The 21749-nt window shown below is 58.7% G+C and carries 16 protein-coding genes; 14 read left to right on the plus strand and 2 right to left on the minus strand.

Annotated features, from left to right (window positions below):
- Positions 1-277: 277 nt before the first annotated feature.
- Both B1748_RS29655 and B1748_RS29660 read right to left on the minus strand, forming a co-directional pair.
- Complete coding sequence (locus B1748_RS29655; protein ID WP_256976031.1) at positions 278-1150, minus strand: tetratricopeptide repeat protein; 873 nt, start codon at positions 1148-1150, stop codon at positions 278-280.
- Positions 1151-1225: 75 nt separating this feature from the next.
- Positions 1226-2134: an ATP-binding protein gene (locus B1748_RS29660; RefSeq protein ID WP_087571643.1), complete on the minus strand. Its 909-nt coding sequence runs from the start codon at positions 2132-2134 to the stop codon at positions 1226-1228.
- 260 nt (positions 2135-2394) lie between these two features.
- On the opposite strand from B1748_RS29660, the gene B1748_RS29665 reads away from it, so the two are divergent.
- From B1748_RS29665 to hpt, 14 genes are all read left to right on the plus strand, one after another.
- The gene (locus tag B1748_RS29665; protein WP_087571581.1) at positions 2395-3843 is read left to right on the plus strand and encodes an SWIM zinc finger family protein; all 1449 of its coding nucleotides are present in this window, start codon (positions 2395-2397) and stop codon (positions 3841-3843) included.
- A 14-nt stretch (positions 3844-3857) separates the two neighbouring features.
- Positions 3858-5654, plus strand: a complete 1797-nt coding sequence (locus B1748_RS29670; RefSeq protein ID WP_087571582.1) for a hypothetical protein — start codon at positions 3858-3860, stop codon at positions 5652-5654.
- Positions 5654-6745: an AAA family ATPase gene (locus tag B1748_RS29675; protein ID WP_087571583.1), complete on the plus strand. Its 1092-nt coding sequence runs from the start codon at positions 5654-5656 to the stop codon at positions 6743-6745. Before B1748_RS29670 ends, B1748_RS29675 begins: the two co-directional genes overlap by 1 nt.
- Positions 6742-9204 carry a DUF5682 family protein gene (locus B1748_RS29680; RefSeq protein ID WP_087571584.1) on the plus strand — a complete coding sequence of 821 codons (2463 nt, stop codon included), beginning with the start codon at positions 6742-6744 and terminating at the stop codon, positions 9202-9204. The genes B1748_RS29675 and B1748_RS29680 overlap by 4 nt, the downstream gene beginning before the upstream one ends.
- A gap of 2 nt (positions 9205-9206) precedes the next feature.
- Positions 9207-10433 carry a VWA domain-containing protein gene (locus tag B1748_RS29685; RefSeq protein WP_087571585.1) on the plus strand — a complete coding sequence of 409 codons (1227 nt, stop codon included), beginning with the start codon at positions 9207-9209 and terminating at the stop codon, positions 10431-10433.
- A 206-nt stretch (positions 10434-10639) separates the two neighbouring features.
- The gene (locus tag B1748_RS29690) at positions 10640-12871 is read left to right on the plus strand and encodes a helix-turn-helix domain-containing protein (protein WP_087571586.1); all 2232 of its coding nucleotides are present in this window, start codon (positions 10640-10642) and stop codon (positions 12869-12871) included.
- A gap of 306 nt (positions 12872-13177) precedes the next feature.
- On the plus strand, positions 13178-14035 hold the full coding sequence (locus tag B1748_RS29695; RefSeq protein WP_256976032.1) for an ABC transporter permease: 858 nt from the start codon (positions 13178-13180) through the stop codon (positions 14033-14035).
- Positions 14036-14047: 12 nt separating this feature from the next.
- A complete protein-coding gene (locus B1748_RS29700) occupies positions 14048-14923 on the plus strand; it encodes a carbohydrate ABC transporter permease (RefSeq protein ID WP_087571587.1) in 876 nt (291 codons plus the stop codon).
- A 29-nt stretch (positions 14924-14952) separates the two neighbouring features.
- On the plus strand, positions 14953-16584 hold the full coding sequence (locus tag B1748_RS29705) for an extracellular solute-binding protein (protein ID WP_087571588.1): 1632 nt from the start codon (positions 14953-14955) through the stop codon (positions 16582-16584).
- A 24-nt stretch (positions 16585-16608) separates the two neighbouring features.
- Positions 16609-17517: a family 43 glycosylhydrolase gene (locus B1748_RS29710; protein ID WP_256976027.1), complete on the plus strand. Its 909-nt coding sequence runs from the start codon at positions 16609-16611 to the stop codon at positions 17515-17517.
- 406 nt (positions 17518-17923) lie between these two features.
- Positions 17924-18658, plus strand: coding sequence for a vWA domain-containing protein (locus B1748_RS29715; protein ID WP_087571589.1), 735 nt, complete (start codon positions 17924-17926; stop codon positions 18656-18658).
- Positions 18642-19565, plus strand: coding sequence for a serine/threonine protein kinase (locus tag B1748_RS29720; protein ID WP_087571590.1), 924 nt, complete (start codon positions 18642-18644; stop codon positions 19563-19565). The genes B1748_RS29715 and B1748_RS29720 overlap by 17 nt, the downstream gene beginning before the upstream one ends.
- An 82-nt stretch (positions 19566-19647) precedes the next feature.
- A complete protein-coding gene (gene tilS, locus B1748_RS29725) occupies positions 19648-21078 on the plus strand; it encodes a tRNA lysidine(34) synthetase TilS (protein ID WP_087571591.1) in 1431 nt (476 codons plus the stop codon).
- A gap of 51 nt (positions 21079-21129) precedes the next feature.
- Entirely contained in the window at positions 21130-21669 is a 540-nt protein-coding gene (gene hpt / locus B1748_RS29730) for a hypoxanthine phosphoribosyltransferase (protein WP_087571592.1), read from the plus strand.
- Positions 21670-21749: the final 80 nt, after the last annotated feature.

Raw genomic sequence — 21749 nt, forward strand, 5'->3', positions numbered from 1 at the left:
TTCAGTTTTTCACAATGAATAGACAGCCTCTTCATGTCCGTTACGTGGGAACTCTCGCAAAATGTGATGGAGGAGCATCAGTAAGGGCAATTCGCATCCGTAGAACGAAAATCGATGAGAAGAGACAGCGTGCGCGGGACGAGAGCTACCTCTTGAACGACCAGCCAAACGGCTAGACGTGGACGAGAGCTACCTCTTGAACGACCAGCCAAACGGCTAGACGTGGACGAGAGCTATCTCTTGAACGACCAGCCGAACAGTTTGACGTGGACAAGAGCTACCTCTTGAACGACCAGCCGAACAGCTTGACGTGGACGAGCAGTTTGGTGAGCCAGTGGGTCAGCACGTAGACGATGATGAAGATGAGGAGCAACGGACGGAAGATAATGGCGGCCCCCAGCCAAATGACCAGCACCTGCCAAGGCTTCATCCGCTTGAACAGCGTAAACGGGGCGAGCAGAATGCGGTACATCTTGTAGCTCTTCTGCAAACCTTCCATGTAGGCTTCCCGGATCTGCTTGTCGTTAGGATCCAGCCGGATGGCTTCCTTCAGCATGTTCAGGTTCTCCTCGTAGTCGCCGCGCTGCTCCGCGGACCAGGCCAGGATAAGGAAGGTCGTATCGGATTCCACGCTCAGATTGAGCGCTTCTCTCGCATGCTGGCGGGAAGCCGCGTGGTTGCCGAGGAGCGCCTCGGCATAGGAGAGGCTGGCCATGTAAGCCGCATTGTTAGGCCGGATGTCCAGCGCGGTCTCGATGTACGACTTTGCCTCCGCGTACCTGCCTCGCTTCAAGTAAATATTGGCCCGGATAAAATAATAATGAGGCTCGTAAGGATCCACGCGCATGCCCTCGGTGGCGGCGTCCAACGCTTTGTCGAGCTTATCGCTGTCATGGTAAGCGTTGGTGCGGACCAGCCAGGCGAGCCTGTTCTCGGGATCGCGCTTTAGCGATTCGCTGGACCAATGCAGGGCGGCATCGTATTGCTCTGTATGAACATAAATAAGCGCGAGCAAGGCATACGCTTGGTCGTCCTCGGGTTCGTCCCTCAGCAGAGCCTCCGCTTCCTCCGTTGCTTCCTTGTATCTCTTCAAGCCAATTAGATGGCTGATCCTGCTATACCTGACGTCAATGGCTTCGGCGTTGGTCATGGAGGACACATCTATCCCTTCCTTGCGGCGCGCGGGCGTAAAGCCAGAGCTGTCTAGAGCTTTAGCTAGAGCTGTCTAGAGCTTAAGCCCGGTCGCCTTCATATAGTCGAGCACGATTCGGTAGTCCTGATTGGCGTCGCTGAACGTCGCGTAATTTTTTGCGGTGGAGAACCACTCCAGCGTGGTCGCCTTGCGGTTCTTGGCGGCTCGCTTGAGATCATCCTGCGTGATGGGCTCCAGGTTGCCGGAGTTCAACATGCGCTCCATCGCGGCTTCCACGGCATCCTTTACGATCTGCTCCAGATCGGCGCCGGAGAAGTGTTTCGTCTCGCGCGCAATGCGGGCGAGCTCCAGCGAATGGACCGGCTTGCCCTCCAGCTTGAGCTTTAACATCGTCTCCCGCTCAGTCTCCTCCGGAGGCGGAACGAAAACGAGATGGTTGAAGCGCCCAGGGCGGCGCAGCGCGGAATCCAGATACCACGGGGTATTGGTCGCGCCAATGACAAAAACCTGCTCGTTTTGCTCGCGAATGCCGTCGAGCTCCAGCAGCAGTTGGTTAACGAGCATCCTGTCGTGATGCTGCCGCATTTGGTTGCGGCTGCCGCCCATCGCGTCCAGCTCGTCGATAAAGATGATGCACGGCTTGTTCTCGCGCGCCTTCTCGAATATATCATGCAGATTGTTTTCGCTCTGGCCGGACCACATGGACAAAATCGCTTGCAGCTCGATATGAACGAAGCTGGCATCGATCTCCCCGGCGACGGCCCGGGCGAGGAAGGTCTTGCCGCAGCCCGGAGGTCCGAACAGCAGCAGGCTGCCGCCCGCCTCGCGGCCGTATGCCTTAAATAGCTCCGGCTGCTGGAGCGGGAGAATGAAGTTCAGCCTGATCTTCTTCTTGACCTCTTCGAGCCCGGCGACGTCTTCGAACGTCTCCTTGGGCTTCTCGGACTCCACAAAGCTCTTGCCGTCGCTATCGAAAGACATCAATTTCAATTTATTGCGCCTGCGCGCGGCCAGCTCGTCTTGATCATTGTAATCGGACAAGTCGAATGCACCCTCTCTGCGTAAGCTTCTGGCTCTATCATACCAAATTTCGCAGAGAATGGCTTCGCACGAACCGCCATAATCAAAAAATTATGAATATAGCATCATTGGTTCAGCCAAAAATTTGGTATAAGATGGGGTCTAGGCGTATATAGTAGATTTCGATTTTGGTACATACTTGACCAGGGAGGACGCATGAGATGATTGCATTGACGGAAGCATTTGTAGATTCGCTGGCGCCCAATCTGGCTGCGGCCAAGAACGGACGCGATCTGGTGAAAAAAAACAAGCTGTCGAACCTGCGCCGTTCCGCCGACGGCGTGCTGTTGTTCGGCGATTGCGCGGGGAGCGGCAGCTCGGGTTATCAATGCTCGGCCGACTTCGTCGTCGCCGACAAGCCGGTATTCCGCTGCAATTGCCCTAGCAGGCAATTTCCGTGCAAGCATGGATTAGGGCTGTTGTACGCCTATACCGGCGGGCGGGAGTTCGCCGAAGCGGAAGTGCCGGCGGAGCTGGAGGCCAAGCGAGAGAAGGCGGAGCAGCGCCAAGTCCAGAAGGCCAAGGCCGAAGCGGAGGGAGCAAGCGGCGAAGCAGCCAAGCCGAGGAAGGTGAACAAGTCGGCGCTGGCGAAGAAGATCGCGGCTCAGCTCGAAGGGCTGGACCTGCTCGAGAAGCTGGTTAACGCTTTGATTCGAAGCGGACTTGCCACCGTAGATAAGAAGGGAATCAAACATATTCGCGAGCAGGTCACCGCGCTCGGCAACCACTATTTGCCGGGGGCGCAGACGGAGCTGCGCAAGCTCGCCCTGCTGCTGGAGGAAGCCGAAGGCCGGGAGGCGTCGTTCGGCGAGGCCGTGGAGCAGCTTGCGCTGATCCATGCGCTCATTCGCAAGGGACGGCCTTATCTCGCGGCAAAGCAAGCCGACCCCGACTTGAAGCCGGACACGGAGTCCGCCATCGAGGAGTGGCTGGGTCATGCCTGGCAGCTCGCGGAGCTGCAGGAGCATGGCCTTGTTCAGACGGGGACCGAGCTCATCCAGCTCTCGTTCATCAGCTACGACGATGCGGCGCGGCAGGAGTTCGTGGACGCTGGATACTGGCTGGAGCTGGAGGGCGGAGCGATCCACCGGACGATGAACTACAGGCCGTACAAAGCGGCTAAACATATGAAGGAAGAGGACAGCTTCTTCGAAGTCGCGACGGTCGGGCAGCTTTACGTGTATCCCGGCACCGTCAATCGGCGTGTCCGCTTCGACGGTGTTACGTCGGCTCCGGCCTTGGAGAGTCATCTCGCGAAGGCTCGCGAAACGGCGGAGCCCCTGCTGTCCGATGCGGTGAAACGCGTCAAGAACGAGCTGAAGAACCCGCTTGGCAACAAGCAGCCGGTCCTTCTGGCAGCAGTGGAGAGCTTGCGGGAGACGGAAAATGGCGAAATCGTCATCGTCGATCGTTCGGGCGGCATGCTGCAGTTGGGCGATGTGCCCAAATACGGCCGGGGGACAACGGAGCTGCTGCGTTTATTGCCGAAGGAAAAGATGGAGGGGGCGGCCGTGTTGCTGCTGTTCGCCCATCTGCCGGAATCCGGGCGGCTTATCGCCCAGCCTTTATCCATTATTCATGACGCCGGAATCATTCGACTCTGGTATTAGGAGGCACGCCTACAATGAGCACAACCTTATTGCGTGAGCTCTACGGAGAGCTCACGAGACTCTATATAGCGGGCAGCGATCTCGCTGTCGGCGATTTTCGGCTAAAACGGCTCGTGCCGCAGTTGCTTCAGCTCGGCGAGCGGGCGCCGGTGTTCAAGCGGCTGGGCGAAGGCGTGGGGACGCTTATCGAGACCGCGCCGGGCATTGAAAAGCCAACGGCCGTCCAATTGCAGGAGCTTACGCTGCTGCTGAGCTCCGTGCTGCATACGCAAGGGGAGACGGCTCCCTCCTCCGAGACGCGGGAGCTGGACGCGCTGCCGATGGATCTGCCCACGGCCTACTCCTCCCGCAGGCTCACCGAGGTGCAGGACGCGCTTGAAAGCACGGGCGGCGGACGCTATGAGATCATTACGCAGGCGTACAAGGACGGATTATTCCAAGACTTGCGCTTATTGATTCCGGCCATGGGGGCTCTTAACGATCCTTACGCCGAGCTTGCCGATTATGTGAAGGACCATGTGCTGCCCGACTACGGTCCGCAGATCATCCCTTTGCTAAAAGGTTGGTTGAATATCGCGGGCGGACGTTCCGACGCGCGGGCGGTGGAGGTCATCGGGAAAATCGGCGGCGAGGGGGAGCACGACTTCATCCGCCAAGCGGCCGCCGAAGGCTCGGAGCCGGTGCGTATCTCGGCGATAGGCTATTTGGCGGGCTGCGACGCTTACGTAGGCGATCTGTTGGAATGGTCGGCCGACGGCAAGAAGACGATTCGGGCCGCGGCTTACGCCGCACTAGCGGAGAGCGGGACCGAAAGCGCCCAACAGCGGCTGTACCAAGCGTTCTCGGGCAAGGATCGCGATCTGGCGGCCGATGTGCTGTCGCGGCGGGAGCACAGCCCGCTGACGGCGCAGCTCGTAAGCGACGCGCGCAAGGAGCTGGAAGAAGCCCGGAAGCATGCCGAAGCGAAGGTGAAGCTGCCGAGCATATGGACCCGATTGGAGGCGTATTTGGACTCGTTCAGGGGCAAGTCCGTTCCGGAGCTGAACGCGTTTTACGAAGAGGTGCTGGAGGAAGGGGCGTTCTACCATGGTCTGGGCTGGACGCGAATGCTGCATGATGCCGCCCGGTATGCAAGCAATCAGGGCGGCGATCGAACGCTTGCGCTGCTGCTGAAGCTGGAGCTCAGCCATGCCAGCTACTTGTCGTACGCTTTCCGGCTGTCGCTTCGCATGCGCAAGCCCGCTGAGGTGTTTGAGCACTATTCGGCGTATACCAAAGGCGCGTTCAAGGATACGCTGGTCCAAGAACTGGAGCGCGTGTTGTACAGCTCGACCTCCCGCATGTATCCAAGAGTATGGGGCTCTGGCGAGGAGTACGGCAGGGAAGTGCGCATTCCTTCTCCAAAAGAGCTGGCGGACCGCTTCGACCGGCGTTGGCTGGAGTGGGCCATTTCGCGCGATGCCGCGCTGGTGGCCGCGGTGCTGTCCGAGCCTGGACATCAAACGGCTACGATTTATCTGAAGAACAAATTCGCCGGAATGATGGCGGAGAGCGAAGAGAGCTTCCTTGTGTTATGGGAGGGGCTGAATCGGGCGGGCGTAGGCGAAGAAGAACGGCGCGAAGCCATCGTCGCGGCCTTGGAGGGCAAGCAACGCGGACTTTACAGGTTCGATTACGAGATGTTCCGTCAGTTGACCTTGCTCCCGCCCTCTTACCGGGATCGGCTTGCTGCGTTGAAGAACCGCTATCGTTATGACGCGGCTAAACAGCTTGACTATATTATCGATTCGATAAGCGAGGTGCAATCATAATGGAAGCATTGCAGGATGTGCTACGCCTTCCGGCGGAACGATTGTTTAAGGAGGAGCTGGACGCCTTGAAGGCGGCGGATACCGGCAAGGTGCCGGCTGGCTGGCAGCTGTCTCCCCGGTCCGTGCTTACGTTCATTACGGGCGGCGAGGCCGGCGGTCGAATCATTACGCCGAAGTATATCGGCAACAAGAGGCTCGTGGAGATGGCGATCGCGACGCTCGTCACCGATCGCGCGCTGCTGCTGATCGGCGAGCCCGGAACGGCCAAGTCCTGGCTGTCGGAAAATCTGACGGCCGCCATCTACGGCAACTCCGGCCTCGTCGTGCAGGGAACGGCCGGCACGACGGAGGAGCAGGTGCGCTACTCCTGGAACTACGCGATGCTGCTCGCGAACGGGCCGACGCCGGAGGCGCTGGTGCAGAGCCCCATCATGAGAGCGATGGAGGCGGGCGGCATTGCTCGCTTCGAGGAAATATCGCGCTGCGCGTCGGAGGTGCAAGATGCGCTCATCTCCATCCTGTCGGAGAAGACGATCTCCGTCGCGGAGCTGGGCAAGGAGATGAACGCGCGCAAAGGTTTCTCGATAATCGCGACCGCGAATACGAGGGACCGCGGCGTTAACGAAATGTCCGCCGCCTTGAAGCGCCGCTTCAATATTATCGTGCTGCCTGCCCCGCCGGATCTGGAGACGGAGGTGGAGATCGTGCGCAAGCGGGTCGGCGAGATCGCCGCGCAATACGAGCTCGGGGCGGCCGCGCCGGCGGACGAGGCGCTTATCAAGGTCGTCACGATCTTTCGGGAGCTGCGCAGCGGCATGTCGCTGGACCGGAAGGAGAAGATCAAGTCGCCCGGCGGCGCGATCTCGACCGCGGAAGCCATCTCGCTGCTCACGGGCAGCATGGCGCTGGCGGCCAGCTTCGGCGACGGGGAGCTGCGCGACGCGGATCTGGCGGCCGGCCTCCAGGGCGCGGTCGTGAAAGACGACGACAAGGACAGACTCGTATGGAAGGAATATCTCGACAACGTCATGAAGAAGCGCGGCGAAGAGTGGCGGGGACTGTATACGGCGTGCAAGGAGCTTAATTCATGAGCGGAGCTTCGGCGGCCGGCGTGCGGCTATTCGGCGTGCGGCATCTCTCTCCGGCAGGAGCCTGGCACTTGCGGCGGTTTCTGGACGAGATACGGCCGACGGCCGTCCTGATCGAAGGGCCGTCCGATGCCGCCGACGAGCTGCGCCACATCGTGCACAAGGCGACGAAACCGCCGATCGCGATCCTCGCCTATACGGAGGAGCTGCCCGTTCGGACGGTCATGTGGCCGCTGGCTTCCTACTCGCCGGAATACGAGGCGCTGCGCTGGGCGTCGGAGCACGGGGCGCATGCCTCCTTCATCGATCTGCCGTCGCGCGTCGTACTGGCGCTGCAGGAGCGGCGGGGGAGGTCGTCGGCCTCGGGGCCCGAATCCCCGGCGGCTGGCGACGTTAGGGAGGAGCAGGGTTTGGAGAGCGTCGGAGGGAGTGCCGGGGGTAGTCCGCCTGTTGATTCGTCATCGCCGTTGGCGCCCGAACCGTCGACGAACAGAGGAAGAGGACGTTCGGACGACTCTGCTTCGGATTCTTTACCGTCGGAAGAGCGCGAGTCGCTCTACGAACGCATTGCGGCCATTGCGGGCGAACCCGATTACGATACGTATTGGGAGCGCCATTACGAACATAATTTATCGCCGCAGGCTTATCGCGAGGCGATACTGGCGTTCTCCGCATCCATGCGGGAGATGTCCATCGGCGAGGAGCGGGTGCGGGCCGCGGGCGAGTTCGCGTACAATGCCGTGCGGGAGAGCTACATGAAACGCCGCATCGCGGACGCCATTGCGGACGGACATGAGCCGGAACGCATCGTCGTGGTATGCGGCGCTTACCATGCTTCCGCGCTGGAGAACCTGGACGGGGCGATGACCGACGAGGAGATCGCCGGATTGCCTTCCGTAGGCGCCCGGCGCACGATGATGCCTTATTCCTATTACCGGCTGTCTTCCCTGTCCGGCTATGGGGCGGGAAACAAGGCGCCCGGGTACTATGAGCTGATGTGGAGATGCATGGAGGATAACCGGATGTCCGAGCTGCCTCACTACTATATGTCTTCCATTGCGCGGAAATTGCGGAATTCGGGTACGCACCGCTCTACCGCCGAAGTCATCGAGGCGGTCCGGATGGCGGAGTCGCTGGCCGCCCTGCACGACGGTGGGCAGCCGACGCTGCTCGACCTGCACGACGCGGCTCGGACGCTGCTCGGCAGAGGCGATCTCGGCATCGTGGCCGAAGCATTGGCCGGACTCGACGTTGGCACCGGCATCGGGTCGCTCGCCGAAGGCGTCAGCCAGACGCCGGTGCAAGACGACCTGAACCGCCTGCTGAAGCAGCTGAAGCTGGAGAAATACCGGACGGGGGTGGCGCAGGACCTGTCGCTCGACCTGCGCGAGAATCGCCGCGTCAAGTCGGAGGAGGCCGCGTTCCTGGATCTGCGCCGTTCCTATCTGCTGCACCGGCTGGAACTGCTGGGCATCTCGCTGGCGAAGAAGATGCCCAGCAGCCAGCAAGGGGCCAACTGGGCGGAGCATTGGGTGCTGCAATGGACGCCGGAAGCGGAGATCCAGACGGTGGAGGCGACGCTGCTCGGCGAGACGATCGAGGTCGCGGCCGGTTATACGCTGGCGCAGAAGCTGGCCGCTTGCGCGAGCATTGCCGAAGCCTCCTCCTTGATCAGAACGGCCTGCCTGTGCGGCATGGCTTCCCAGCTGGAGGCGGGCACGGCGGCTCTTGAAGGGCTGGCGGCGGACAGCCGCGACGTCGTGCAGCTGGCCGAGGCCGTCCGGCAATTGTCCGTCATCATCTCGTACGGCGATGTGAGACGGATGGATACGGCGCCGCTGATCCCCATGCTGGAGAAGCTGTTTCTGCGGTCCAGCCTGTTCTTGCTGGAGGCGAGCGCCTGCAACGACGAGGCCGCCACGGAGATGGTCGCGGCGATTAACGGCTTGAACGGCGTTGCCCAAGAGCATGCCGAAGCCGTAGACGAGGCGCTGTGGGTGCGCCAGCTGGAGGAGCTGTCGGCGCGGGACGACCTCAATCCGCGCCTGTCGGGCTTCGCCTGCGCCATCCTCATGGAGCGGGGCGTGCTGTCCGCGGCGGATTGCGAGCAGGAGGTATCCCGCCGCTTATCGCCCGGCGTGCCGGCGGAGCTTGGGTCCGGCTGGTTCGAGGGGCTGGCCCAGCGCAACCGCTATGCGCTCGTATCCCGGATGAGCTTATGGGAGCAATTGAACGACTATATGGCCGGTCTCGACAAGGAGCAGTTCGCGAGAGCGCTCGTGTTCCTGCGGCGCGCCTTCAGCGTGTTCTCCGCGAGGGAGAAGGTCATGGTGGCCGAGGTGCTCGGCGAGCTGTGGGGCGTCCAGCCGGAGCAAGCCGCCGAGCTGCTCGGAGCCGAGCTGAGCGAGAAGGAAAGTAAGCAAATCGAGGAGCTGAATGATTTTGACTTTGAGGACTTCTGATTATGAGCGCTGAACTCCGGCAAGAACTGTGGTCGCGTTGGCGCCTTGTGCTCGGCAAGGAAGCCGAGAAGCAGCTCGTCGAGAGCGGCGGAGGCAGCGGTGGGCTAGAGCTTTCGGAGGACGAGAGAATCATGGACGAAGCGCTGGCGGCGATCTATGACGATACGGGCGGCAACGGCGAGGGCGTCGGCGGAAGCGGCGGGAACGCCGGAGGGCGCGGCGGTGCTGGCTCCGGCAAGTCCGCTCCGCGTCTCGCGAAGTGGCTGGGCGACGTCCGAAGCTTGTTCCCCGAGGATGTCGTGTCGATCATTCAGAACGACGCCATGGAGCGCAAGGGCTGGAAGCAGCTGCTGTTCGAGCCGGAGCTTCTGGCGACGGTCAAGCCGGACATCGGGCTGGTCGGCACGTTGATGTCGCTGCGGGGGAAGATTCCCGAGAAGACGAAGGATACCGCGCGCCAGCTCGTGCAAGCCGTGGTCGACGACCTGAAGAAACGCATGGAGACCGAGATCAGGCAGGCGGTGACGGGCGCGCTCAATCGCCGGCAGCATTCCCCGCTGCCCTCGTTGTCCGGCATCGACTGGAAGCGGACCATCCAGCGCAACCTGAAGCATTACAGCGGGGAGCGAAGGCAGATCATTCCGGAGAAGTTCTATTACTTCGACCGCGCCCGCCGCAGCAAGGAATGGACGATTATCGTCGATATCGACCAGAGCGGGTCCATGGCGGATTCCGTCATCTGGGCATCCGTCGTCGGATCGATCTTTGCCAGCATGCCGGCGCTCGACACCCGGGTCGTGGCTTTCGATACGGAGGTCGTCGACCTGACGGAGCAATGCGGCAACGATCCCGTCGACATGCTGTTCGGCATCCAACTGGGCGGAGGAACGGACATTCACAAGTCGGTGCAGTATTGCGAGCAGTTCGTCACGGAGCCTAAGAAGACGCTATTCATCCTCATCTCCGACTTGTTCGAAGGCGGCAATCAGGCCGGACTCATCCGCCGCATGCGCGAGATGCGCGAGGCGGGAGTGCGCACGATCTGCCTGCTGGCCTTGTCGGATCAAGGCAAGCCTTATTACGACGAAACCGTGGCGAAGAAACTCGCCCAGGACGGCACTCCTTCCTTCGCCTGCACGCCGTCCATGCTGCCCGCCCTCGTGGAGGGAGCGCTTAAGGGCCATGATCTCCCTGCCCTGGCCGAGAAGCTGACGGGCGGGAATAAGTAACGAGCAGCAAGGATGCGAAACCAAACCTTCGCTTGCCCCGCCGATGCGGACATCGGCCGGGCAAGGAAGGTTTTTTTGTATTATATAGAGTTTATAAGTATCCATCCGCTTAAAAGCGGCGACTCTGCCCTATCCCCGTCACCGTGAAGGGAATCGACAACAGATGTCGAATCTACTTGTAACTCAGAACTCGAAAGAGGGGCCGTATGAAAAAGAAGTGGTTCTACCGCATGCTGCTGTCCTATTCGCCGATTCTGCTGTTCCTTGTGCTCGTCCTCATTCTCTTCTTCTATGTAAAATGGACGACGGAGACGAAGGTGCGCATTCAGAACACGAACGACCTCTTTGCGTCGCATGTGGTCAGCGTACTGGATTCGTCCATGAAGTCGATTGAGGAATTCGTGCTGCAGCAGATGCTGACGGATGAGAAGATAACCGAATATTTAAACGGCACCGCCCCGATTCCCCCTTACGCCATGTTCGAGCTGACGGAGCGTCTCGCGGACATCCGAACGATGTTCCCGCTGGCGGGCGATGTATATATTCACAAGCTGTCGAGCAGCGAAGTGATCTCCAACAACGGCTTGCTCAAGCTGGGGGATACGTTCGCCGATAACGCGTTCCTGACCGCGGCGATCGAAAGCGGAGGAGCAGCGCGCTGGTCGTCGCCTAGAGCGTACCAGCTCTATCAGGCCGATCCGTCTGCCGACGTGCTCTCGCTGGTAAAGCCGCTGCCGATTACGTCTGCCGTGCCCAAGGGCTACGTTGTCGTTAACGTGCAGCTGCCCTCGATTCAACGCGCCTTGCTGACGGTCAACACGGATGCGTCCGGCTATCTGCTCCTGGCTGATGCGGACGGCTCCGCCATGTTCCGCGAGCATACGCCGCCGCAATCGGAGTGGGGAATCAGTACGGTCCGCTCCTCTTACACCGGATGGAGCCTCTCCGTCGGCATCCCGGAATCCGAGCAGAAGCTGATGTCGGTCTTTCTGGACGGCTGGACGCTGCCGGCGCTGATTACGATTTTGCTAAGCATCCTCGTGCTGACCTATGTCACGCATCGCAACTATAAGCCGATCGAAGAAATTATGATCCGCATCGATCGATATGCGCTCAAGCGAAGCCTGCAGCTGGGAAAGGGCAACAAGCATAACGAATTTCAATTCATCTCCACCGCGCTCGACAATCTGATGGAGAAGTCCAACGAATACGAAGCGAAGCATAAGGACGATCTGATCATTCGCCGCAGATACTGGTTCAACGAGTTGATCGCGGGCGGCTTTCCGCTGTCGAACGAGGAGTGGGAGAGCGAGGCGGCCGAGCTTGGCATTCCGCAGTCCTTTGCATCAACCGTCGTTCTCGTGACCGTGCTGGACAATCGCGAGCAATTTAGCGGCGACTACAACCAGCGCGACCAGACCCTGTTTAAATTCGTCGTGCAGGGCGTGCTGGAGGAAATCTGCCGCAATCACGGGGTCGAAGTATGGTCGGAGTGGAAGGAAGCGGACCAGCTGTGCGCCATCGTCTACTTCGGGGAGCCGAACAACGAAGCGAGGATGCTGGACATTGCCGACCAGCTCAAGGAGTGGGTGGCCGCCAATCTCCAGTTCACGGTGTCGCTGTACATCGGCACGACCGCGAGCGAGGTAGACGATATACGCGGCTCGTACCGGGAAGCGATGCAAGCCGGACAATATCGGGCGCTGCACGGCTACAACCGCATCTATGCCGCTTCCGACTGGAAGCTGAACGTGCAGGGCGACTTGTACGCGCATCTGCATACGGCAAAGGGGATTATTAAGCTGGTCCGCTGCGCGGATCCGACGTGGATCGGCCAGCTGGACCGGCTGTTCGGCGACATCAGGAAGGACAGGCTCTCGCGCGAGCAGACGGCCGAGGTCGTCAATTATATGTTCTTTTCGCTGGAGAAAGAGATGAACGACATGCCCGAGGAACTGGTGGCGGTCTGGGTGGAGCCGCTCAGGCAGTATACGCCGTCCTCCATATTGGCCAAGGAACTGATCGCCGAAATTCAGAGCGGGATGAGCGAGCTGCTGCATCGCCTTGTGGAGTCGCTTCAGTCCTGGCGGGAGCGTCAGCCGCAGTTCACGCCCGTGGAGCAGATCGTTGCGTATTTGCAGGATCATTATTCGAGCCCCGACATCTCCCTGGATCATCTCAGCGACATGTTCGGGCTTGCCCCGCGAGTGGTCAGCAAGCTGTTTAAGGCAAGCACCGGAGAGCGGTTCGTGGACTATGTGATGAATCTGCGGATGACGGAGGCAAAACGTCTGCTGACTTCGACCGATCTCCCCGTTCAGAGCATCGGCGAACAGGTGGGCTACACCCAGGTCATCTCGTTTATCCGCACCTTCAAAAAGAGCGAGGGGACGACGCCGGGCGAATACCGCAAGCTGCATGCCGGAGAATCCCCGTAACAACAGCTTTTACCGAAATGATTATCGAGGAAAAATGTTAATCCACGGACGCCCTGGGCGGCGTGGAAGCCAAGCGGCCGGCCGTCCTTTCGCAAGGAAGGGACGGCCTTTTTGCATAGACGGCAAACCCCCGCTCTACCTAATTGTTAATCGCGGGAGAATTGGAAATTGAACGAAGTCCGCCCCATGCCCTATAGTCGAGTTGTGTTCGGACAATTCCTGCAGGATACCGAAGACCGAAACTGCGCCAAAGACAGGGGGGGTGATCCTATTCACCGGATTTGGAGACGCAACATCCCGCTCTACATGATGTTCGTGCCTATCATCTTGTTCTTCATCATCTTCAAATACGTGCCCATGTTCGGAGCGATCATTGCCTTCAAGAAGTACAACTTCGCGGACGGCATCTTGCACAGCCCATGGGTCGGACTGGATAACTTCAAGCTGCTGTTCAGCACGCCGACGACGCTGCAGATTATCCGCAATACGCTCGTGATCAGCCTTTTGTCCATCTTCGTCTCGTTCCCGTTCCCCATCATGCTGGCTATCATGCTGAACGAGGTTCGCAGGATGTGGTTCAAGCGGATCGTGCAGACGCTCGTTTACTTGCCGCACTTCTTCTCCTGGATTATTGTCAGCGGCATTGTGGTGACGGTATTCTCCCAGCAAAACGGCCTTATCAGCGGCATATGGGAGAGCGTAACCGGCCATACGTATCCGTTTCTGTACCGGGAAGGCTCGTGGCTCGCGATCTTCGTCGGCTCCGGCATTTGGAAGGAAGCGGGCTTTAGCGCTATCATTTATCTTGCAGCTCTCTCGAGCATCGACCCGACTCTGTATGAGGCGGCGAGCATGGACGGAGCCTCCAGATGGAAGCAGATCTGGCATGTGACGCTACCGGGACTGCGGATCACGATCGTATTGATGCTCATCCTGGCGATGGGCAGAGTCATGGAGGTTGGGTTCGATCAGGTTTACATGCTTCAGAACTCGACCGTATCCAATATATCAGAGGTCATAAGCACTTATATTTACAAAATCGGACTAATGGGCTCCCAATTCAGCTTGACCGCTGCCATGGGGTTATTCGAATCGATGGTCAGCCTTATTCTTGTCCTGATCGCCAACGCCATCGCCAGAAGGTATGGCAATGGACTATGGTAACGGGAGGAACACATGAAACCGTCTAGAGGTGAACGCATTTATTCCATCGCGGTGTATATCGTGCTGTCGATTGCAGGCTTGCTATGCTTGCTTCCGCTCGTGCATATCGCATCTTTGTCCATCAGCTCCATGCAGGCGGTAGCTTCCGGCCATGTGACGATCTATCCGGTCGGCCTATCGTTCGATGCCTATAAGCAGCTATTCGAAGGCACGCCGATTATGAAGTCCTTTATGAACAGCATATGGATTACGGTATTCGGCGTCCTGTTCAGCATGGTCTTTACCATACTGGCGGCATACCCGCTGACGCGGTCGTACTTCTTCGGCCGAAGAACGTATACGTTCGGCATCGTGTTCACGATGCTGTTCGGAGGCGGACTTATTCCCACCTACCTGACGATCCGAAGCCTGGAGCTGATCAATACGTATTGGGCGCTCTGGCTGCCCGGTCTCGTAAGCGTCTTTAATCTGCTCGTGCTGAGGACCTTTATCGAGAATATACCGAACGAGGTCGACGAGGCATCCCGCATCGACGGCTGCGGCGAATGGCGTTATCTGCTGCAGATCGTACTGCCGCTGTCCACGCCGGTGCTGGCGACGCTGGGACTGTTCTACGGAGTTGGCTATTGGAATTCCTTCTTTAACGTATTGATGTTCATTAACGATTCGGGGAAGTTCAATCTGGCGGTTCTCGTTCAACAATTGATTCAGAGTCAGATGCTGCTCTCGCAGATGAACGCTTCCGGCTCCTCGGAGCAGATCGTATTGTCTCCGGAGATGGTCAACGCGGCGGCTATTATTGTTATGGTATTGCCAATGATGGCGGTATACCCGTTCTTGCAAAAGCACTTCGTCAAAGGCGTCATGATCGGCGCCGTCAAAGGATAACGACAATCGAGAAAAAGGGGATAGTGTATATGCGAAATGCGACCAAAAAGAAATGGGCGGCAATCGCCTGCTTGCTTGCCGGAACGGCGATCTTTGCGGCATGCTCGAACGATGGCGGGGAACAGGGCGACAAGTCGCAAGGCGCCGGCTCGCAAGGCAAGTCGAAGATTACGGTGTCCATCTATGAGCGCGGCAACGTACCTCAGGAGATGGGGACGATCGACAATAACCAGTGGACGAAGTGGATTAACGAGAACGGACCGGTAGAAGCGCAATACGTACCGATACCTCGCGGCGAATCGGTCCAGAAGCTGAACCTTCTGTTCGCGTCGGGCGACGCGCCGGATGTGGTCTCCGACTTCGCCACGAGCTTCCGCGACCAGCTATATCAACAGAAGCAAATTATGGCGGTTGACGATCTGATAGCAGAGCATAGCGTCAGTTATAAGGCTTTGATGGAAAAATATCCGGAGCTTAAGAAAGCGGCCGCGAAGCCGGACGGCAAAATGTACGAGTTCGGCCGGGTTCAGCAGCTGGTAGGCTTTCAGGCGCTGTTTATCCGGAACGATTGGCTGAAGAAGCTGGATCTAAAGGTGCCGGAGACGCCGGAGGAGCTGTTTGAGGTGGCCAAGGCGTTTACGGAAAACGATCCCGACGGCAACGGCCGGAAGGATACGTTCGGCATCGCGCTGAGCGGCGAGACGGGCTCCGCCATCAACACCATGTTCCGCGACGTGGACTGGGTGCTGGAGGATGGCAAGCTGGTACGCGGCTGGGAGCAGAAAAATAAGGCGAACGAATTCAAGAAGCGGCTGTACGACGCCGGTCTTGTCGATAAGGATTTCCTCGCGGACAAGAACGGCCAGAAGGCGCAGCAGGACTGGAACAGCGGAAAGATCGGCATCTTCGTCGGACGCACCGTCGATCCCGTCAACGTGACGCAGTATTACGAGCCGCTGAAGAACAACGTGCCGGATGCCGAAGTCATCGCTATCAAGCTCCCGGCGTCCGAATATGGCCAATTCGCCATCGGCGTAAACAATCCGGTGCAGATGACGACAGTGATTAATGCCAATGCAAAAAATCCGGAAGCCGCCATGAAATATATAGACTTCATGGCATCTAAGGAAGCAGGCGAGATGCTGCGTTACGGAGTGGAGGGCACTCATTCGGTGAAAGGCGCGAACGGCTGTCTTAAGCCGCAGGATGCCGCTCTGTTCAGCAAGGAAGTATCGTGGAATATCGACTTCCAGCTTTTGATGTCCCAGATCGAGCTGGAGCCATGCGCCGGCATCTTGAGCCAGCTGGATCCCGAAAAGCCGCTGGAGAAGGAATTCCTGGAGCTGGTGAAGCAGAATAACGAGGCGAATCTGGGAGAAGGCGTCGAGTATGCTTCTATCACGCATGGCGAGCATATGCCGACGCTGTCCGACAACCTCAGCGTAATCCAGACGAATGTGTCGAAGATCAGCGACTTCTACAACAAGGCGATTGTGGCCGGAGCCTCCTACACCATTGAGCAGGCCTATGCCGAAGCTCTCGATCTGTGGAACAAGTCAGGCGGCGGGGAGCTTGCGGCCGTCTACGCGGATTGGTATGAGACGAGCAAGGATACGGCTTTCTTTGCGAAAGATATGTGGCAGTTCGCCAAGAAAGAATAGCATGCAACGATGGAGGCGGAGACCATGATGATGTTCACGGATATCGATAGAGGCAGACCAATGGCCAAAGACCCTGCCGTCGTCCGTTATGGCGATTCGTATTACATGTATTATTCGATGGCCCCCCATGTGAACAAGGAGTTGGATTCCGGCTGGGGAATCGGCATCGCCCGCAGTTACGACCTCGTGGAGTGGCAGAAAATCGGGGAAGTGCCGCAGGAACAGGAGTGCGAGCGTAACGGCATATGCGCGCCGGGAGCCGTCGTGCTGGACGGCCGCATCCATCTGTTCTACCAGACGTACGGCAACGGTCCGAAGGATGCGATCTGCCATGCCGTCTCGGAGGACGGCGTCGGCTTTCGCAAAAACGACTCCAACCCGGTATTCCGTCCGACGGGCGAATGGAATAACGGCAGGGCGATCGATGCGGATGCCATCCCGTTCGGCGGCAAGCTGCTGCTGTACTTCGCCACTCGCGATCCGCTCGGCGAAATCCAGATGCAAGGCGTGGCGACGGCGGAGCTGGACTCCGGCTTCGGCCGCGATGCATGGACGCAAGCATGCGACGAGTCGATACTGAAGCCCGAGCTGCCTTGGGAAGAAGCATGCATAGAGGCAGCGGCTCTTTGCGAGCGCGAGGGCCGATTGTATATGTTCTATGCGGGCGCGTACAACAACCGGCCGCAGCAGATCGGCTGCGCGGTCAGCGACGACGGCATACGCTGGAAGCGGCTGTTCGACGAGCCGCTGCTGCCAAACGGAGAGCCGGGAAGCTGGAACTCCAGCGAGTCCGGCCATCCCTTCCTATTTAAGGACGCGGACGGACGAACGTATTTGTTCTATCAAGGCAACGACGATATGGGCCGCTCCTGGTATCTGTCCATGACGGAGATCGGATGGCGGGACGGATTGCCTTTTATCATTCATAAGTAAGCGGAGGGCCGGTCGCGATGACCGGCTCTTATTCTTATTCGGCGCATGTCTACACAATCGGGCAGCGGCAGTCGATGAATCAGAGAGAGGGAGTGGTGCTTAGGTGCTGCAGCCTATGCAGTCCAAGCAATCCACATGGTATAATAGAGACCAATCAGAATGATTATAATCCCCATAAATAGGGTAGGTACATAAAGCGCAGCATCGGAAGCATACGCAACTGTGCTGGAAACCGAACTTTTTGAAACACCCGCTATCAGGCGCAAAGCCAAGCTTTAGGGTAGCGTTCGTCAGGCAATTATCCCACTTTTTGCGAGTCTAGCGAGTTTATCTCTTCCAAAATAGGCAAAGCTGATAGAACAGGCTTTTACTGGAAAACCGCTCCGGCGGTATGGAGGGATTAGGGATGAAGCAAATATTGTTGGTAACGGATGGCTGCTCCAATGTTGGGATGAGTCCGGTCGTCGCCGCGGCGCACGCGAAGTCGGAGGGCATCGCGGTAAACGTCGTCGGCGTGCTGGATCATGGCGATGTAGGCGAGCTGGGCGCTTCGGAGATCGACGAGATTGCGAGAGCGGGCGGCGGTCTCAGCCGGCTGGTCAACACGCGTCAGCTCTCCCAGACGGTGCAGATGATGACGCGCAAGACGGTCGTGCAGACGATTCAGCTTGCCGTGCAGAAGGAGCTTAAGCAGGTGCTGGGCAATGGCTCCATCGAGGCGTTGCCGCCCGAGAAACGCGGCGAGGTCGTGCGGGTCATCGACGAGCTCGGCGAGACGTCGGGGCTGCAGGTTGCGCTGCTGATCGACGCCAGCGCCAGCATGAAACCCAAGCTGGCCGCGGTAGAAGAGGCGATTCACGACCTGATGTTAAGCCTGCAGGCCAGGCAGGGCAAGAGCCAGATCGCGGTATTTCACTTCCCGGGCTCGCGGCATGGCGACGATTGCGTGTTGGATATGGCCTGGACGGAGCATCTTAACGGCATGCACTCCATCTTCCCCAAGCTGCAGATGGGAGGCACGACGCCGACGGGGCCGGCGATTATGCAGGTCGTCGACTACTACTTGCGGGGCCAGGACGGGGATACGGGCCGGAAAAGCAGATATGGAACGGATGGGATGATGGGTGACTACGTCGTTTAAGTTGGAGCTTAGACGGGGGACGATCGTCGTCGGCAAGTGGAAGGGAGGCCGCTACCGGGTGGAGCGCCTCCTGGGAGAAGGGGCGAACGGCAAGGTCTACCTCGTGCAGAAGGATCGGGACTGGTACGCGCTTAAGGTAGGCGCGGATGCCGTGGATCTGCAATCCGAGATTAACGTGCTGGGAACGCTTGCGAAGCAGAAGGGCCCGGGAATAGAGCCCTTCTTGTTCGACGTTGACGATCTTTACGCGCCGAACGGGAAGGAGTATCCCTTCTATATAATGCGTTACGTAAGGGGCACGACGCTGGATGCCTACTTAAAGCAGCAGGGCGCGCAGTGGTTTCCGCTCGTGGGACTGAATCTGCTCGGGAAGCTGGCCAGACTGCATAAGTCCGGCTGGGCGTTTGGCGACCTGAAGGTGGAGAACGTCATGGTCGCGGACTACGGGCATGTCGACCTCGTTGACTTCGGCGGCGTCACGGCGATCGGCAAAAGCATCCGCCAATTCACGGAGATCTACGACCGCGGCTACTGGAACTGCGGTTCCCGCACGGCGGATCCTAAATATGATCTGTTCTCATTCGCGGTGCTCTGCATCCAGCTCCATGAGCCGAAGCGTCTGCACGCGCTGACGAAGGAACTGCTGCCGCAGAACCGCTCCACGCTGGAGCTGTCGGGCCTGCTGACGAGCAGCCCCGACCTGAAGCCCGTCGCGGGCTGGTTGAAGCAGGCGCTGGAGGGCGGCTTCGCGGACGCGGCGGAGGGCGCCGAAGCATGGCGGCTGCTTATGCACCGGCGAGATACGCGGAGATCCTCCGCAACGCCGGGCTGGCTCAAGGGGTTGGCTGCTACGACGAGCGTGCTGCTCGCCATCTCGATCTACTGGCTTCTTCGCAACATGATGTAGCGGACACGAGCGGACACGAGGACACCGAGGACACGAGAATATGAGGATACGGGGACGGGACGAACGGAGGCATACATACACGATGAATGCGAATGTGCTGAAAGCGGTGGAGAAGGAGGCGGCGGAACGCGGTCTATGGCAGGACGGCGATACGATCATCGTAGCCGTCTCTGGAGGACCCGACTCCATGGCGCTGCTTCATATGCTCCATATGCTTGCGGTGCCGAGACGGCTGCGAACGATTGCCGCCCATGTCAATCACGGCTTTCGCGGCGAGGAATCGGCAGCCGAGCTGGAGCTGGTGAAGCGGTATGCGGAGAAGCTTGGCGTGCCATGCGAGACGACGACGCTTGCGCTGACTACTTATATAGAAGAAAATGCATTGAATCTCCAGGCCGCGGCGCGCGAGAAGCGGTATGCGTTCCTGCACGAGGTCGCGAAGCGATATGGAGCGTCGCGCATTGCCTTGGCTCACCACGGCGACGATCAGGCCGAGACCGTGCTGATGCGGGTCATACGCGGCGCGGGACTGTCCGGCTTGTCCGGCATTCCTGCCAAACGGAGCGAAAATAATGTGGAACTCATCCGCCCGCTATTGCGTATGAACAAGTCAGACCTTCTGGCATACTGCGAGGAGGGAGATATCCCCTACAGCACGGACAGCAGCAATCTGGAGCGGCATTACTTCCGCAACACGGTGCGGCTCGACATTCTTCCTTACTTGTCACAGTTCAATCCCCAGCTGCCGCTGTCGCTGCAGAGGCTCGCCGAAGTGGCGGGCGAGGAGGATGACTTTATGGCAAGCCAAGCGGCCTCGGCGTTCGAGACGGTCGTGCGGGTAGAAGACGGGGAATACGCCGTTTCCTGCTGCGATTTGCAGGGTCTGCACATCGCTTTACAAAGGAGATTGATTAAACTAATATTAAGTTATCTTTCGCAAGATACTGAAAACATATCCTGGAGCGGCATTGAGCGAATGCGCTTCGCCGCCGCTACGGAAGCGCCGTCGACTTGGCGTCATGACGCGGGCAGCGGAGTTCGCTGTTTAAGGGAATACGACACCATGCGATGGATAAAGATCCCTCCGGAAGGAGGAGGCCTGGAACCCGGCCGTTATGTTTATGAGATACGGGAGGGGATGGCGTACATACACGCAGTATCCGCCGGCTGGACGTTCCGGCTGCAATGGCTGGACGCGGCATCTTCCGGGAGGCCGAGACCGGCCTCGCGAAGCGAAGCGATATTCGACGCGTCGGAGCTCCGTTTCCCGCTGATGATTCGCAATCGCCTTCCAGGCGACAGAATTCATGTTTTAGGATTAAATGGGTCGAAAAAAGTGCAAGATATGTTCGTTGACGAGAAGATCCCTCCATCCGGCAGGGCAACCTATCCGCTGTTATGCGATTCGGAGGGGAGGCTGCTGTGGATTCCGGGCATTCGAAGATCGTCCCATGCCCTCGCGGGGGAAGGCAGTCGCAAGCTGCTTCATATTACAGCATCGACTGGCGAATAAGAAGCAAGGGTCTATTCATAAACATAGGTATAGCGTAGGGGGATTATCACTTTGCAGAATGACATTAAGGAAGTACTATACAGCGAAGAGCAGATTCAAGCAAAGGTATCAGAACTCGGCGCACGGCTGAGCGCGGACTTCGAGGGGCGCAATCCGCTCGTTATTTGCGTTCTAAAGGGTGCGTTTATTTTCATGTCCGACCTCGTCAAGGTTATCTCGGTGCCGCTCGAGATCGATTTTATGGCCGTATCCAGCTATGGCGCGTCGACCAAGTCGTCGGGCGTCGTAAAGATTATCAAGGATCTGGATGTAGCCGTAGAAGGGCGCGACGTTCTGATCGTCGAGGATATCATCGACAGCGGTCTGACGCTAAGTTACCTGATTGACGTACTGGAGCACCGCGGTTCGAAATCGGTGACGGTCGTCACTTTGTTCGACAAGCCGGCCCGCCGCGCTGTGGACTTGCAGCCGCATTACAAGGGCTTCACCCTCCCGGACGAGTTCGTCGTAGGTTACGGCCTCGATTTCGCGGAGAAGTACCGCAACCTTCCTTACATCGGCATTTTGAAGCCGGAAGTGTACGAGAAATAAATCGCGCTTTATACCTGGCAGGAGGACTGATTCCGGCTCTATTGTGATGGAAAGTCATGCTATGGTAAAATATCTAAAGC

Origin of the sequence: Paenibacillus sp. MY03 (assembly GCF_002165585.1) — a bacterium.
Lineage (GTDB): Bacteria > Bacillota > Bacilli > Paenibacillales > Paenibacillaceae > Pristimantibacillus > Pristimantibacillus agaridevorans.